Source organism: Geomonas diazotrophica (assembly GCF_019063885.1).
Lineage (GTDB): Bacteria > Desulfobacterota > Desulfuromonadia > Geobacterales > Geobacteraceae > Geomonas > Geomonas diazotrophica.
The window spans coordinates 2,132,136-2,148,032 of sequence record NZ_CP077684.1 but is presented as its reverse complement, the minus strand read 5'-3'; the positions used below and the strand labels follow the sequence as shown (position 1 = coordinate 2,148,032).

17 protein-coding genes are annotated in these 15,897 nt (G+C 61.6%); 15 read left to right on the top strand and 2 right to left on the bottom strand.

The features are described 5' to 3' along the window. Positions 1–66: 66 nt before the first annotated feature. Positions 67–324, top strand: coding sequence for a hypothetical protein (locus KP003_RS09335; RefSeq protein WP_217300638.1), 258 nt, complete (start codon positions 67–69; stop codon positions 322–324). Positions 325–427: 103 nt separating this feature from the next. After that, entirely contained in the window at positions 428–1,201 is a 774-nt protein-coding gene (locus KP003_RS09330) for a tRNA threonylcarbamoyladenosine dehydratase (protein WP_217300637.1), read from the top strand. 108 nt (positions 1,202–1,309) lie between these two features. Here the strand turns inward: KP003_RS09330 and KP003_RS09325 are convergent, their stop codons facing one another. Beyond that, a complete protein-coding gene (locus tag KP003_RS09325; protein WP_217300636.1) occupies positions 1,310–2,251 on the bottom strand; it encodes a DUF72 domain-containing protein in 942 nt (313 codons plus the stop codon). An 84-nt stretch (positions 2,252–2,335) separates the two neighbouring features. Between KP003_RS09325 and KP003_RS09320 the strand changes: the two genes are divergently transcribed. After that, positions 2,336–2,992: a methyltransferase gene (locus KP003_RS09320; protein ID WP_217300635.1), complete on the top strand. Its 657-nt coding sequence runs from the start codon at positions 2,336–2,338 to the stop codon at positions 2,990–2,992. Here the strand turns inward: KP003_RS09320 and KP003_RS09315 are convergent. Beyond that, a complete protein-coding gene (locus KP003_RS09315; protein WP_216498812.1) occupies positions 2,989–3,321 on the bottom strand; it encodes a phage holin family protein in 333 nt (110 codons plus the stop codon). The two genes, KP003_RS09320 and KP003_RS09315, sit on opposite strands and share 4 nt — an antisense overlap. A gap of 339 nt (positions 3,322–3,660) precedes the next feature. Between KP003_RS09315 and iorA the strand changes: the two genes are divergently transcribed. The 12 genes from iorA to KP003_RS09255 all read left to right on the top strand — a co-directional run bounded on the left by iorA (position 3,661) and on the right by KP003_RS09255 (position 15,797). Then, positions 3,661–5,415 (top strand): indolepyruvate ferredoxin oxidoreductase subunit alpha, encoded by a 1,755-nt coding sequence (iorA, locus tag KP003_RS09310; RefSeq protein WP_216498811.1) that lies wholly within the window; start codon positions 3,661–3,663, stop codon positions 5,413–5,415. Beyond that, a complete protein-coding gene (locus tag KP003_RS09305) occupies positions 5,412–5,993 on the top strand; it encodes an indolepyruvate oxidoreductase subunit beta (RefSeq protein ID WP_216498810.1) in 582 nt (193 codons plus the stop codon). The genes iorA and KP003_RS09305 overlap by 4 nt, the downstream gene beginning before the upstream one ends. Positions 5,994–6,190: 197 nt before the next feature. Beyond that, positions 6,191–7,495 carry a phenylacetate--CoA ligase family protein gene (locus tag KP003_RS09300; protein WP_216498809.1) on the top strand — a complete coding sequence of 435 codons (1,305 nt, stop codon included), beginning with the start codon at positions 6,191–6,193 and terminating at the stop codon, positions 7,493–7,495. A gap of 12 nt (positions 7,496–7,507) precedes the next feature. Then, the gene (locus KP003_RS09295; RefSeq protein WP_217300634.1) at positions 7,508–7,939 is read left to right on the top strand and encodes an ACT domain-containing protein; all 432 of its coding nucleotides are present in this window, start codon (positions 7,508–7,510) and stop codon (positions 7,937–7,939) included. Positions 7,940–8,180: 241 nt separating this feature from the next. Then, positions 8,181–9,323 carry an ABC transporter substrate-binding protein gene (locus tag KP003_RS09290; protein WP_217300633.1) on the top strand — a complete coding sequence of 381 codons (1,143 nt, stop codon included), beginning with the start codon at positions 8,181–8,183 and terminating at the stop codon, positions 9,321–9,323. 41 nt (positions 9,324–9,364) lie between these two features. Further along, positions 9,365–10,504, top strand: a complete 1,140-nt coding sequence (locus tag KP003_RS09285) for an ABC transporter substrate-binding protein (protein ID WP_216498806.1) — start codon at positions 9,365–9,367, stop codon at positions 10,502–10,504. 12 nt (positions 10,505–10,516) lie between these two features. Further along, positions 10,517–11,401: a branched-chain amino acid ABC transporter permease gene (locus tag KP003_RS09280; RefSeq protein ID WP_217300632.1), complete on the top strand. Its 885-nt coding sequence runs from the start codon at positions 10,517–10,519 to the stop codon at positions 11,399–11,401. A gap of 9 nt (positions 11,402–11,410) precedes the next feature. After that, positions 11,411–12,376, top strand: a complete 966-nt coding sequence (locus KP003_RS09275; RefSeq protein ID WP_217300631.1) for a branched-chain amino acid ABC transporter permease — start codon at positions 11,411–11,413, stop codon at positions 12,374–12,376. Then, positions 12,369–13,121, top strand: coding sequence for an ABC transporter ATP-binding protein (locus KP003_RS09270; RefSeq protein WP_217300630.1), 753 nt, complete (start codon positions 12,369–12,371; stop codon positions 13,119–13,121). The genes KP003_RS09275 and KP003_RS09270 overlap by 8 nt, the downstream gene beginning before the upstream one ends. A 190-nt stretch (positions 13,122–13,311) precedes the next feature. Beyond that, positions 13,312–14,055 (top strand): ABC transporter ATP-binding protein, encoded by a 744-nt coding sequence (locus tag KP003_RS09265; protein WP_216498802.1) that lies wholly within the window; start codon positions 13,312–13,314, stop codon positions 14,053–14,055. Positions 14,056–14,057: 2 nt separating this feature from the next. After that, complete coding sequence (locus KP003_RS09260) at positions 14,058–15,359, top strand: phenylacetate--CoA ligase family protein (protein ID WP_217300629.1); 1,302 nt, start codon at positions 14,058–14,060, stop codon at positions 15,357–15,359. Between the two features lie 105 nt (positions 15,360–15,464). Continuing rightward, entirely contained in the window at positions 15,465–15,797 is a 333-nt protein-coding gene (locus KP003_RS09255; RefSeq protein WP_216498800.1) for a c-type cytochrome, read from the top strand. Positions 15,798–15,897: the final 100 nt, after the last annotated feature.

Below are 15,897 nucleotides of genomic sequence, written 5' to 3'. Positions count from 1 at the left end.
GTGAGTTTGCCAGTAGCATGATTCACGCTACAATTGGCGAGTGTTAAGGTGGCTGGGGAGGTGGCTATGCAAAGAGTGCGCTACGAGCATGTTCATCAGATCAAGTTCACTGCAGTCGGCGCGAGGACCATCGCCGATCTGATCCGCAATTTCGAGGAGAGCCTGCAGCTTTTCAGGCAGTGGGAAGAGAAAGGGATACAGCTGGATCCGCATGGCGCAGGGAGCAACTACGCCATTTTTTATACCTACGATGAAGAAGTCGCCAAGCAGGAGGGGTTTGAACGGATACGGACCGAGTCGGGAAACCCGCTGCCCCGCCGCTGATAGTTGTTGATTCCCCTGTTAAAGTTTCGCTTCCAAGGCACGCCCCATCTATGAGATACTTTGCCGTTACCATCCCAGCAAAAGCGTCAAAGGCAAAGGAAACATGTCACATTTGCACCGTTTTTCACGTACCGAACTCCTCATTGGATCTGCCGGACTCGACAAACTGAAAAATTCCACCGTCGCCATCTTCGGCCTGGGCGGCGTAGGGAGCTATGCCGCTGAAGCCCTGGTGCGCGCCGGCATCGGACGCCTGGTGATCGTCGATTTCGACGACATCTGCCTCACTAACGTGAACCGCCAGCTGCACGCCATGGACGGCACCGTGGGCAAGGCCAAGGCCCTGGTCATGGCCGAGCGCATGCGCCAGATCAACCCGCAGGCGGAGATCGTCCCCTATCACGACTTCTACTCGGCCGAGAACAGCGATTTTCTGCTCCACGACCACTACGACTACGTGGTCGACGCCATCGATCACATCACCAGCAAGCTGCACCTGATCCGCACCTGCCGTGAGAAGGACATCCCCATCATATCCAGTATGGGGGCCGCTGCAAAACTCGACCCGACCAAGATCGGCGTGGCCGACATCTCCCAGACCCACAAGTGCCGCATGGCGCGCTCGGTGCGCAAGCTCTTGAAGAAACAGGGGATCGAGCAGGGGGTGAAGGTGGTCTTCTCCACCGAGGAGTACCGCGAGCAGGAGGTCAAGGACGGCGGCTGCAAGGGGAACTGCATCTGCCCCAACAAGGACGACCAGAAGTTTTCCTGCGAGCACCGCCGCGTCATCCTGGGAAGTGTTTCCTTCATCCCTTCCATCTTCGGTCTGACCATGGCGGGGGTGGTGGTGAACGACCTGCTGGCGGCGCGGTCGTAGTAGGAGTCTGCCTTTCTCCCTCGCCCTTCGGGAGAGGGGAGGGGTGAGGGGGCCAGTTGTCTCTACCCCTCTGTCCGGATGGCTGCCTTCCTGACTATGACACCGCCCTCACCCGGCCTTCGGCCACCCTCTCCCGGAGGGCGAGGGGGCTGGGGGAGGGGGGACCACTCTGCAATGCTCCCGCATCTCCAGCGCGTTTTTCACAGCGTAACCGCATCGGCAGTTGTTGAACATGATGAACGTCGTTCGCGCCGTCTCGCTCAGCCGCAGGGCGTGCCGCGCGATCTCCTGCAGTTCCGCTTCCGGGTAGAGGTACTCGTCGCCGGGGACATCGCTGTGCCAGCAGTCGCCGTTTCTGCCATGCAGCCTGAGGTAGGCGATCCCGGTGGTCGCTTCCGGATGGAAGGGGGCGGTGGAGAGGTTTCCGTACTGGGGCTCGTCGCAGGTGATGTAGGTGATCTTGTGTTCCTTGAGGAAGGCGAAGAGTTCGTCGCGGTGATGCGCGGTGAACCAGCTGCCGTGGCGGAACTCGACCGCAATCGGTATCCCCGCCATCAGTTCCTTGCAGTAGCGCAGGTAATCCAGGTTCGCCTTCTTGTAGCCGAACCAGGGAGGGAACTGGAAGATGGTGAATCCCATCTTGCGTGCCTGCCTGAGCGGTTCCAGGGCGTCCAGCAGCGCCTGGGCCATCGCTTTGAGCATCCCGGGCTCGGCCACGTGCAACTCCTCCCGGTCCAGCTCGCCCGGCGCCAGCAACGCTTGCAGTTCGGCCGGTAGCCGGCGCGGGTCGATGTTGTGACCGGTAAGGGCGCCGAACGCCTTGACGTGGAACAGAAAACCTGGCGGCGTGCGCTCCGCCCAGGCTTGCGCCATCTCGACCGAAGGTATCTGGTAGTAGGAACTCTCTATCTCGACGGTATCGAACTGGCGGGCGTAGAACTTCAGGCGTGCTTTGGGCGTGCCGGCACCGCGCGGATAGAAGGTGCCGCTTTCGATGAGGCTGCTTTCCGTCCAGGAGCAGGTGCCAATGCGGATTTTGCCTGGTGCCATGGGACCTCCCGATGCCCCCAAGCCCCTCTCCCGCCTGTCGGGCGTAGGGCCGGTGGGCGAGGGGAGTACAAGGAATTACCGAGAATGGACCGATCTTCCAAGAACCGACTGACCGAGCGCATGCTGCCGCATTTTCCCGGCGACAACCTCTTTGACCGCATCGCCCGCGCCGTGTGCCGGGCCGGGTGTCTCCCGCGAAAGGAGCTCTACGAGGCGTGGGAGGTGGCGCGACGGGTGCACCGGCGCTTTCGCGGGGGGCGGGTGGTGGACCTTGCCGCCGGGCACGGCTTGTTGGCGCAGGTGCTGCTCATCCTCGACCGCGAGCTTAAGGAAGGCATCGGCGTTGATTTGCGCGTTCCGCAAAGCGCCGCCCGGCTTTCCTGCGAAATCCGGGCGGAATGGCCGGTGGCAGCCGATCGGTTCTCCCTTCTGGAGCAGGACCTGAGCCTGGTCGAGTTGCACCCGGGCGACATCGTGGTCTCTGCCCATGCCTGCGGCTCCCTCACCGATCTCGTGCTGGAGCGGGCCGTCGCCTCGCGCTGCCGGGTCGCCGTGCTGCCGTGTTGCCACGACCTGCGCAGCTGTGACGATGGCGGAATTGGGGGGTGGTTGGATGGCCCTCTCGCCGTCGACGTCACCCGGGCCGCCCGTCTCCGCAGCCAGGGGTACCGGGTCTACACCCAGAGTATCCCCCTCGACATCACGCCGAAGAACCGCCTGCTGATGGGGGAGCCGCTCTAGAAGATCGCGTTCAGCAGGAAGTTGACCACCGACAGCACGAGGCTGAACAGGAGCGCCCACCAGAAACCGGCGACCGAGAAGCCGCTCACCAGGGCGCTGGTCAGCATGATGACCAGGGCGTTGATCACGAAGGTGAGCAGGCCCAGGGTCAGGATGTTGAGCGGCAGGGTGAGCAGCATCAGGACCGGCTTTATGAAGGTGTTGATGAGGCCCAGCACCAGGGCCGCGATGAGTGCGGCGCCGAACCCGGACAGGCGCACCCCCGGCAACAGGTACGCTGTAATGACGATCGCCAATCCGTTTAACAGCCACTTCACAATGAATCCCACGTGAACCTCCTTTTTTTCATCCAAAACGACCCGCCAATTATACCCGATTTCCCCCCATGACCAAGGTATTCCTGGGCCGCTCAGTACTAACAGTGCCGGCTCATTTTGGGCTGTTGTTTCGCCCAGTCAAAACGATGTTCAATCAGACAGTAAACATCCACTTGCCGACCTTTTCGAAAACTGCGAAAAGCTCTCGATCCTCTCAGTATGTGACCATCTAAGCCCTCATAAATATTGATTATAGCGATTAACTTGCTCCTATAAAGCAGTTGACAGCGCAGGTAATACTCGGGTATATTTCGCCGACTCTCACATTAATACAAAGAGGATACGCAACCCATGAAGGAAATACTTTCCGGCAACGAAGCCATTGCCAGAGGCGCATACGAGGCAGGGGTCAAAGTTGCCTGTGCCTACCCCGGCACCCCTTCCACGGAGATCCTGGAAAACACCATCCGCTACAGGGAAATCGACTCCTCCTGGGCCACCAATGAAAAGGTAGCCCTCGAGGTCGGCATCGGCGCTTCGTTCGTCGGCGCCAGGTCGCTGGTCACCATGAAGCACGTAGGCGTCAACGTCGCCGCCGACCCGCTTTTCACCCTCTCCTATACCGGTGTGAATGGCGGCCTCGTGCTGGTCTGCGCCGACGATCCCGAACTGCACTCCTCCCAGAACGAGCAGGACAGCCGCAACTACGCGAAGTTTGCCAAGGTGCCGATGCTTGAGCCCGGCGATTCGCAGGAATGTCTGGAGTTCACCAGGCTCGCCTACGAGATTTCCGAGAAGTACGATACCCCGGTCCTGCTGCGCACCACCACCCGCATCTCGCACAGCAAGTCGGTGGTAAACCTGGGCGAGCGCACCGACCTGGTCCGGGAGGCGAAGATAGAGAAAAACCCCGCCAAGTTCGTCATGCTGCCAGGCAACGCGCGCGTGCGCCACGTTGTGGTCGAGGAGCGCACCGTGCAGCTCTCCAAGGACGGCTGCAGCATGCCGATCAACCGCGTCGAGATGCGCGATACCAAGATCGGTGTCATCACCGCAGGCATCAGCTACCAGCATGTGCGCGAGGCGCTGCCGGAGGCTTCGGTGTTGAAGCTTGGGATGGTGCACCCGCTTCCCTTCGATCTCATCCGTGAGTTCGCCGCCAAGGTGGAAAAGCTGTACGTGGTCGAGGAGCTCGATCCGTTCATCGAGGAACAGGTGAAGGCGGTCGGCATTCCCGTCATCGGCAAGGAGATCATCTCGATCTGCGGCGAGCTCACCCCGGGGCGGGTCAGAAAGGCGTTCGGTCTTCCCGAGAATGCCCAGACCACCGTAGAGAAGCTCCCGGGGCGCCCCCCCAACATGTGCCCGGGCTGCCCGCACCGTGGCGTGTTCTACACCTTGAACCAGCTGAAGGCCTACGTCTCCGGCGACATCGGCTGCTACACCCTGGGCTTCATGCCGCCGCTTTCCGCCATGGATACCTGTGTCTGCATGGGCGCATCCATCGGCATGGCGACCGGCGCGGTCAAGGTGCTCCCCCCCGAGGAGCGGAAGAAGGTGGTCGCAGTCATCGGCGACTCCACGTTCCTGCATACCGGCATCAACGGCCTCATGGACATGGTCTACAACAAGGGTGCCGCCACCGTCATCATCCTGGACAACAGGATCACCGCCATGACCGGCCGCCAGGAAAACCCCGGTTCCGGCCATACCCTGATGAACGATCCCGCCAACGCCGTGGATTTCGAACTGCTCTGCAAGGCGATCGGGGTCAAGAACGTGCGCACCATCAACCCGCTCGACCTGGATGAGTGCCGCACGGTGATCTCCGAGGAGATGGAGCGCCCCGAGACTTCGGTCATCATAACCGACAAGCCCTGCGTCCTCATCAAGAGGGAAGGGATCTTCAAAGCGGGCGCACCGCTGCAGGTCGTTGACGAATCCTGCACCGGCTGCCGCGCCTGCCTGAAGATCGGCTGCCCTGCCATCGAGTGGATCCCTTCCAGCGGTAAGAAGGGCAAGGCGCACATAGATCCGCTTTTATGCAACGGTTGCGACGTCTGCAGCCAGCTGTGCAAGTTCTCTGCGATTCAGGAGGCGAAATGAGCGACAAGGTAACCAACATCGTCCTGGTAGGCGTGGGTGGCCAGGGCATTCTGCTCGCCGCCGAGATCCTTTCCGAGACCTTCATGCTGGCAGGCTTCGACGTCAAGAAGAGCGAGATCCACGGCATGTCCCAGCGCGGCGGCTCCGTCGTGTCCCACGTCCGTTACGGCAAGGAAGTCTTCTCCCCGATGGTTCCCGAAGGGGAGGGGGACATCCTGTTCGGCTTCGAGCTGATGGAGAGCTACCGCTACCTGTCGCTGTTGAAGCCCGGCGGCACCGTGGTGGTGAACGATCTCTGCATCGCGCCCCCTGCCGTGCTGGTCGGGCAGGAGACCTACCCGGCGGACATGGCGCTGAAGATCCAGGAGCTTTGCCCGGACTGCCTGCTGGTGGACGGCCAGAACCTCGCCATCGAGGCGGGCAACGCCCGCGCCGCCAACACCGTGCTGCTCGGTGCGGTTTCCAAACGTTTGGACATCGAGGAGAAGTACTGGATCGAGGCGATCGAGAAGATGGTGCCCAAGAAGGCGCTGGATGTGAACCTCAAGGCCTTCCAGATGGGGCGCGGGCTTAAATAAATAGGCTGCCCTCACCCCTGCCCCTCTCCCGGAGGGCGAGGGGGGCGACGCCCTTCGGCATGGCCTACAGGAACCCCTTCTCCCTCTGGGAGAAGGTGCCCGAAGGGCGGATGAGGGCCTGGCCACGAAGATTGAAAGCGAGCTGTATTTACGATGTAGGGGCGAATAATCATTCGCCCGATTCTAAGGAGCACAGTATGTTCTTCAACGAGGAGTTCGAGACACTGCCGAGGGAGGCGCTCGAGGCGCTGCAGCTCAAGAGGCTGAAGGCCATGGTGGCCCGGGTCGAGAAAAGCGTTCCCTTTTACAAGGAGGCCCTCGCCAAGGCCGGCGTCAGCTCCGATTCCATCAAGACGCTCGCGGACCTGCAACGACTCCCGTTCACCTACAAACAGGACATGCGGGACTCCTACCCCTACAACCTGTTCGCGGTCCCGATGGAGGACATCGTCCGCATCCACGCGTCCTCCGGCACCACCGGCAAGCCGACCGTCGTCGGCTACACCAGGAAGGACATAGAGACCTGGAGCGAACTGATGGCGCGCTCCTTCGTCGCGGCCGGCGTGCACAAGGGTGACATCATCCACAACTCCTACGGCTACGGCCTCTTCACCGGCGGCCTGGGCGCGCATTACGGCGCCGAACGGCTGGGGGCATCCGTCATCCCGATGTCCGGCGGCAACACGAAGAAGCAGATCATGATCATGCAGGACTTCGGCTCCACCGTCCTCACCTGCACCCCATCCTATTCACTGTTCATGGCCGAGGCCGCCAAGGAGGAGGGGATCGACTTCCGCGATCTGAAACTGCGCGTCGGCATCTTCGGCGCCGAGCCCTGGTCCGAGGAGATGCGCCGCGACATCGAGACCAAGCTGAACCTCTCCGCGGTCGATATCTACGGCCTTTCCGAAATCATGGGCCCGGGCGTCGCCATCGAGTGCTGCGAGGCAAAGAAAGGGCTCCACGTCTGGGAGGATCACTTCATCCCCGAGATCATCAACCCCGAGACCTGCGAGGTGCTTCCCGAGGGGCAGATGGGCGAGCTGGTCATCACCACCATCACCAAGGAAGGGATCCCGCTGATCCGCTACCGGACCCGCGACATCACCTCCATCACCTACGAGCCCTGCGTCTGCGGCAGGACCCACGCCCGCATCGCCCGCATGAGCGGCAGAAGCGACGACATGCTCATCATCCGCGGCGTCAACGTCTTCCCGTCCCAGATCGAGGCTATACTCATGGGGGTCGAGGGGGTCGAACCGCACTACGTGCTCATCGTGGAAAGAAAGGACAACCTCGACACGCTCGAGGTCCAGGTCGAGGTCGGCGAGAACATCTTCTCCGACGAGATCAAGCACCTCCAGGCTCTCTCGGTCAAGATCGAGAAGCAGATCAAGGAGATGCTGGGCGTCACCTGCCGCGTGAGACTGGTCGAGCCCAAGAGCATCACCCGCAGCGAAGGGAAGGCAAAGCGCGTCATCGACAACAGGAACAAGGCCTGAGGAGGGAAAGTCATGCACGTAGAACAGATCTCCATATTCATCGAAAACAAGTTCGGACGTCTGGCAGAGGTTACCCGCATCCTGGGCGATGCCGGGGTGAACATCCGTACCCTTTCCCTGGCGGACACCTCCGATTTCGGGATCCTGCGCCTGATCGTGAACGACACGGAGAAGGCGAGAACCGTCCTCAAGGAGCGCGGCTTCACGGTGAGCAAGACCGAGGTGGTTGCGGTCGAGATCCCGGATCGTCCCGGCGGGCTCGCCGACATCCTGCAGGTGCTGGATGCCGATGGGATCAACGTCGAGTACATGTACGCCTTCGTGGAGCGCTGCGGCGAGAACGCGGTGATGATCTTCCGCTTCGACGAGACCCAGAAGGCGATCACCACCCTGACCGGCAAGAGCTTCAACGTGCTGCCTGGGGAGAGGCTTTACAGCATGTAGTTTCAGTGCCCGGAGGTCTGGCCGTTTATGCGCACCAGCGTCCCTTCGTAGGGGGGGAGGTGGGGCCGTAGACGGGGGGAATCGTGGTTGCTGTAGGGGCGAATAAATATGCGCCCAGCGCACTCGCTCCGGCCGGACCGTCGCCCGGAGGCATCCCCGCCTGGCATGAACCGTTTCTTTAACGGCAGTCGTACAACCTGTTCATATTCAATGCGGTTAACCAAGTAGAGGGGGGCAACAGATGAGAAAGATGTTCGCTGTAGTCGGTATCACCATGCTGCTTCTGTGCAGCGCCAGCGCGGCCTTCGCCGCGGCTCCCATCAAGATCGGGGGACTCTTCGCCGTCACCGGACCTGCTTCCTTTCTTGGCGAACCGGAAAAGAACACCCTTGAATTGCTGGTCAAGGAGACCAACGCCAAGGGGGGCATCAACGGCTCCAAGATCGAACTGTTCATCTACGACACCGGCGGGGACGCCACCAAGGCGGTGCAGCTCGCCAGCAAGCTGATCAAGAACGACAAGGTTTCCGCCATCGTTGGCCCCAGCACCACCGGTGAATCCATGGCCGTTATCCCCATCGCGGAAAAAGAGCAGATCCCGCTGATCTCCTGCGCCGCCGGCATCAAGATCACCGATCCCGTCAAGAAATGGGTCTTCAAAACCCCTGCCAACGATCACGTCGCGGCGGAAAAGATCCTGATCCAGGCCGAGAAGCTGAAGCAGAAGAACATCGCCCTGATCACCGTTTCCGACTCCTTCGGCTCGTCAGGGCGGGAGCAGCTGAAGCAGATGGCGACCAAGCGCGGCTTCAAGATCGTGGCAGACGAGGTCTACTCCCCGAAAGACACCGACATGACCCCGCAGCTCACCAAGATCAAGGCGGCCAAGCCGGACGCGATCATCTGCTGGGGCACCAACCCCGGTCCCGCTATCATCACCCGCAATCTCCAGCAGCTCGGCATGAAAACACAGGTCTACCAGAGCCACGGTGTCGCCTCCAAGAAGTACATCGAGCTTGCCACCGCCCAGGCCGCTGAGGGGATCATGCTTCCGGCCGGCAAGCTGGCCGTGTTCGACCTGCTGAAGCCGAGCGATCCTCAGGCAAAACTGCTCAAAGACTACAACACCGACTACAAGAAGAGCTATGGCGTCGAGGCCTCCACCTTCGGCGGGTACGCCTACGACGGCTTCCAGCTCATCGCCGCGGCCATCAAGAAAGGCGCCGTCACCCCGGCGCAGATTCGCGACGGCATCGAGAAAAACGGCCGCATGGTGGGCGTGTCCGGCATCTTCAAGATGTCCCCGACCGACCACAACGGCCTCGACCTGGGCGCCTTCGAAATGGTACGCATCGTCAAGGGCGACTGGGTCATCGTGAAATAATGATCTGCGGCGAAGGTGCCGCTCAAAAGGGGAGGGAAACCGTGAAAAAACTTGTCTCGACTGCTTTTGCTTCGTTTGCATTGTTCTGCCTGTCCACCGCCGCACTGGCAGCTCCGCCGATCAAGATCGGCGCGCTCTTCGCCGTGACCGGCCCCGCATCGTTCCTCGGGGAGCCCGAGCGAAACACCGCACAGATGGTCGTCGACGAGATCAACAAGGCCGGCGGCGTCAAGGGGCGCAAGCTGGAACTGATCACCTACGATACCGGCGGGGACGCCACCAAGGCGGTACAGCTTGCCAACAAGCTGGTGAAGAACGACCAGGTGGTCGCCATCATCGGCCCCAGCACCACGGGTGACAGCATGGCGATCATCCCGGTCGTCGAGAAGGCCCAGATTCCGCTCATTTCCTGCGCTGCCGGCAGCAAGATCACCGAGCCGGTGAAGAAGTGGGTCTTCAAGACCGCCCAGAACGACGGGCTGGCCGTCGCCAGGATCTTCGAGCAGCTGAAGAAGGAGAAGAAAACCAAGGTGGCCATCCTCACCGTCTCCGACGGTTTCGGCGCCTCCGGCCGTGAACAGCTGAAGGCCCAGGCTGCCCACTACGGCATCCAGATCCTCTCCGACGACACGTACGGTCCGAAGGACACCGACATGACCGCACAGCTCGCCAAGATCCGCGGCTCCCAGGCCCAGGCGCTCATCTGCTGGGGCACGAACCCGGGCCCGGCCGTCATCGCCAGGAACGCGAAGCAGCTCGGTCTCACCATTCCGGTTTACATGAGCCACGGGGTCTCCTCCAAGAAGTTCATCGAGCTGGCCGGCGACGCTGCCGAGGGGATCAGGCTTCCCTCCGGCAAGGTGCTGGTGGCAGATCTGCTTCCCAAAAACGACAAGCAGCGGAACTCCCTGCTTGCCTTCATCAAGGACTACCAGAACCACTTCAAGGCTGAAGGCGACCACTTCGGCGGCCACGCCTGGGATGCGGTCATGCTGTTGAAAGGCGCCATCGAGAAAGGCGGGGACACCCCCGCCGGCATCCGCAACGCGCTGGAGTCCACCCGCAACTTTGCAGGCATCGGCGGCGTGTTCAGCTACTCCGCCAAAGACCACGCCGGTCTGACCAAGGACGCCTTCACCCTGGTCGAAGTGCGCAAAAAAGACTGGGTGCTGGTCAAGTAGGTAAGAGGATTCATGGAGCTTTTAAACCAAGTAACGCAGTTCGTCATATCGGGGCTCGCCACGGGTGCCATCTACGCCCTGATCGGCCTCAGCTTCGCCATCATCTTCAATTCCACCGGGATCATCAACTTCGCCCAGGGTGAGTTCGTCATGCTGGGCGGGGTGTTGACCATTTTCTCGCTGAACGTGCTGCACCTGCCGCTGGTGGCGGCCATCGTCGTCGCGGTAGCGGTAACCACCATCATCGGCCTTGTTTTCGAGCGGCTGGCCATCCGGCCGCTCAAAAACGCCACTCCGCTCGCACTCATCATCATCACCATCGGTGCCAGCATCCTGATCCGGGGCCTCGTGATGCTGCTTTGGGGCAAGGACACCCAGGCGCTTCCCGCCTTTTCCGGTACCGACCCCATCAACATCGCCGGGGCGACCCTCTTGCCGCAGCACCTCTGGATCTTCGGCGTCACTATCCTGGTCATCGTGGGCTGCCGGCTCTTCTTCAACCACACCATCAGCGGCAAGGCCATGCGCGCCTGCTCCTTCAACCGTCGCGCCGCCAACCTGGTCGGCATCAGCGTCGGGCGCATGGTCCTCTTCTCCTTCGTGATCAGCGCGGCAGTCGGCTCGCTGGCCGGCGTGATCATCGCGCCGCTCACCATGACCGCCTACGACGTCGGCGTCATGCTGGGGCTCAAGGGGTTCTGCGCCGCCATCATGGGGGGGATGGGGAGCGGGCTCGGCACCGTTTTGGGCGGCCTGATCCTCGGGACCCTGGAGTCTCTTGGGGCCGGTCTCATCTCCTCCGGCTACAAGGACGCCATCGCGTTTTTCATCCTGCTCCTGATCCTCTTCATCAGGCCGCAGGGACTTTTCAAGAAGGGCGAAACTGAAAGGGTTTAAGGTTTTACTTTGAAAACGGACAGAATAAAATTTCTCGTTTTTGCCCTCGTGGTGCTGCTCATCCCGCTGCCGCTCTCGGGAGGGTATCTCACCAACGTTCTCATCTTCGTCGGGATCAACAGCGTGCTCGCCCTTGGGCTCAACCTCCTTTTGGGCTATGCAGGACAGATCTCCCTGGGGCAGGCCGCTTTCTTCGGCCTGGGCGCCTACGGCTCCGGCGTGCTGACCACCGCCTACGCCATGAACCCGTGGCTTGCCATGATCGCGGTCGCCCTCTGCGTCGCGGCCTTCGCCTTCGCCATCGGCTTCCCGGTGCTGCGCCTGAAAGGTCACTATCTCGCCATGGCGACCCTGGGCGTCGGCGTCATCGTCAACATCGCCCTGAACGAAACCGTGGAGCTGACCGGCGGCCCCTCCGGGCTCTCCGGCATTCCCAACCTGCAAGTCGGCAGCCTCACCTTCGACTCGGACCTCAAGAACTACTACCTCGTCTGGGTCTTCGCGCTGGGGATGATCCTTCTCTCCTTGAACCTTGTAAACTCCCGCTTCGGCCGCGGTCTCCGGGCCATTCATGATTCGGAAGTTGCCGCCCGGGTGATGGGCGTCAACGCGAGGCTCATGAAGGTGCAGGTGTTCACGCTCTCGGCCTTCATGTCGGCCATCATGGGGAGTCTCTACTGCCACGTGATGACCTTCATCTCGCCCAACTCCTTCGGGTTCAGCATGTCGGTGGAACTCCTTACCATGGTCGTCATCGGCGGCCTGGGGAGCGTGTACGGCTCCATCCTCGGGGCCCTGCTCCTGACCCTGCTCCCCGAGATGCTGCGCACCTTCCAGGACTACGACATCATCGTCTACGGCCTTTTGCTCATCACGATGACCATCTACCTGCCGGGCGGTCTGGCGGAGGGGATTCCGGCGCTGTTCCGGCGCCTGATGCCTGCGGGGAAGGTAACGGAGGGGAACGATGCTTAGCCTGAACGGTATCGGGAAGAGGTTCGGCGGGCTGACCGCCCTGGAGGGGATCAGTTTCAACGTCGGCAAGGGGTCCATCACCGGCATCATCGGCCCCAACGGAGCCGGCAAGACCACCCTGTTCAACGTCGCCACCGGGATCTATCCCCCGTCCTGCGGCGCGGTGCTTCTCGAGGGGAAGGACATCTCCAAGCTGCCGCCGGAAGGGCGCGCGCGGCTGGGGCTCGTGCGTACCTTCCAGAACATCGAACTCTTCGGCAAGATGACCGTGCTGGAAAACGTCATGGTCGGGCTGCACACCCGGAGCAGTTCCGGGCTGTTCGCATGCTCCTTCCGTATGCCCTGGCAGATGAGCGAAGAGCGCCGCATCCGCGACAGGGCTATGGAGTTGCTCGACTTCGTCGGTATCCCCGAGCTCGCCGTGGTCCAGGCCGGCACCCTTTCCTTCGGCAAGGGGAGGCTTTTGGAGATCGCCCGGGCCATGGCACTGGAGCCGAAGATCCTTTTGATGGACGAACCTGCGGCCGGCCTCAACAGCAGTGAGACCGCCGATCTTGCCGACTTGATCAAGAGGATCCGGGACCTGGGCGTCACCGTGGCCCTGGTCGAGCACGACATGGACCTGGTCATGGACATCTGCGACCAACTGGTGGTCTTGAACCTCGGCACCATGCTTGCCGAAGGGACGCCGCGTCAGATCCAGGACAACCCCGCCGTCATCACCGCGTATCTCGGCGAGGAATAGCTCCGTTCCCTTTCCCGACCGCTTTTCAGGAGGGTAGGGAAGAGTGCCTCCAGTCCCTCTCCCCCCGGGAGGGGGCGCCCGAAGGGGAGGGGAGGGAGATGCCCCGAGCGAGAGAGACGCCCACTTGCGGCGCCCTCACCCCCAGCCCCTCTCCCGATGGGCGAGGGGGGACAATCAAGGACAACCGTTAATGCTAAAAATCAAGAACATCAACGCCTACTACGGCAAGGTGCACGCACTAAAAAACGTCTCGCTGCATCTCAAGGCGGGCGAAATAGTGACGCTCATCGGCGCCAACGGGGCCGGCAAGACCACGCTCCTCAACACCCTGTCGGGGATCATTCCGACTGCGAACGGCGAGATACTGCTGGAGGGTCAGAACATAGCCGGACACGCGGCGGACCGCGTGGTTTCCCTTGGGCTGTCTCAGGTGCCGGAGGGGCGCCAGGTTTTCAACCCGCTTACGGTCGAGGAGAATCTGGAACTGGGCGCCTACCTGCGCTACCGTGCCGGCGGACAGAGGGCTGAGATCGGCGCCGACCTGGAGCGTATGTTCCAGATGTTCCCGAGGCTCAAGGAACGCCGTCGCCAGGCCGCAGGGACGCTTTCCGGCGGGGAGCAGCAGATGCTCGCCATCGGCCGTGCGCTCATGGCCCGTCCCAAGCTGCTGCTTCTGGACGAGCCGTCCATGGGGCTCGCCCCGCTGGTTGTGCAGGACATCTTCAAGGTGATCGAGCGGCTGAGGGGCGAGGAGGGGACCACCATCCTCCTGGTCGAGCAGAACGCGCGCGCCGCCCTGAAGGTCGCCGACCGCGGCTACGTCCTTGAGACGGGTAAAGTGATACTTGAAGGAAAGGCGTCCGAGCTATTGGAAAACAAGGACGTTCAGCGCGCCTATCTGGGGCGTGACAAGAAAGAAATTTGGGAGAGGTAGCTATGCAGATTTGGGATCCCGATTACGAGTGCATGCCGCGGGAAGAGATCGAGCAACTCCAGTTGGAGCGGCTCCAGGCTACTCTGAACCGCGTTTACAAGAACGTCACCTGCTACCGCACCAGGTTCAAGGAGATGGGGATCGTCCCCGAGGACGTCCGGTCCCTCGCGGACCTGTCCAAGCTCCCGTTCACCACCAAGGAGGACCTGCGCCTCAACTACCCGTACGGCATGTTCGCGGTGCCGCTGCGCGAGGTGGTCCGCATCCACTCCTCCTCCGGCACCACCGGCAAGCCCACCGTCGTGGGGTACACGAAGCACGACCTCAAGGTCTGGTCCGGCCTGGTGGCCCGCTTCATGACCGCAGCCGGCGTTAACAGCGACGACGTGGTGCAGATCGCCTTCGGTTACGGCCTCTTCACCGGCGCCTTCGGCCTGCATTACGGCTCCGAGATGATCGGCGCCTCCGTCATTCCGATGGGCGCGGGGAACACCGAAAAGCAGATCATGATCATGCAGGATTACCGCACCACAGCGCTGGTTTCCACCCCGAGCTACGCGGTGACCATCGCGGAGCGGATGGAGAAGATGGGCATCGACCCCAAGAACCTCACCCTGAAGGTCGGTCTCTTCGGCGGCGAGCCCTGGTCGGAGTCGATGCGGCGCGAGATCGAGGAGAGGCTCGGCATCACCGCCACCGACAACTACGGCCTCTCCGAGGTCATAGGCCCGGGCGTCGCCGGCGAGTGCCTGTGCAAGCGCGGCATGCACATCTCCGAGGACCACTTCATCGCCGAGATCATCGATCCGGACACCGGCGCGGTGCTTCCCCCGGGGAGCGTCGGCGAGCTGGTGCTTACCTCGCTCACCAAGGAAGCGTTCCCGATGGTGCGCTACCGGACCCGCGACATCACCTCGCTCGACTACAACAAGTGCGACTGCGGCAGGACCATGGTCCGCATGAAGAAGACCATGGGGCGCTCCGACGACATGCTCATCATCAAGGGGGTCAACGTCTACCCGTCCCAGATCGAGGACGTGCTTTTCGCCATCGAGGGGTGCCAGCCGCATTACCAGCTGGTCGTGGACCGGAAGGGTGCGCTGGACACCCTGGAGATCCGCATCGAGGTCACCGAGAACATCTTCTTCGACGAGATGAAGAAGCAGAAGGCCTTCCTGGACAAGGTCGAGAAGAAGATCGATTCCGTCCTCGGCGTGGGGGCCGTGGTGAAGCTGGTTGAGCCCAACAGCATCCCCAGGGCTGAAGGCAAAGCATGCCGCGTCATTGACAACAGGAAAATCTAGACTAGCATTGATTCCGCTTTTGCTTTCTGGTTGGTGTTACCTGCCTACGAAAAGCTGACTCTCAGATGGGGCACGCCCCCCCGACACTACCAAGGAGGAATCAAAATGAAAAAAGTTGTCATTGCTACTGCTGCTGTGCTGTCTATGTCGGTAATCGCGGTTCCCGCCTTCGCCGACGTCAAGAAGGGCGAGAAGATCGATGCCAAGGCCGAGTTCGATAAGCACTGTGTCGCCTGCCACCCGAAAGGGGGCAACATCATCAACCCCAAGAAGGGGCTCGGCAAGAAGGACCTCGCCGCCAACGGGGTAAAGACCGAGAAGGATATCGTCGCCAAGATGCGCAACCCGGGTCCCGGGATGACCAAGTTCGACGCCAAGTCCGTTCCCGATGTCGAGGCCCACGCCATCGCCAAGTACATCATGGCTACCTTCAAATAGTTCAGCTTCAGATAGAGGGACGGCATAAGCAAAGAGCGCCGCAGGAAACCTGCGGCGCTCTTTTTGTGTTCACTTGAGGAGTTCTCCCCTCCCCTTGGGA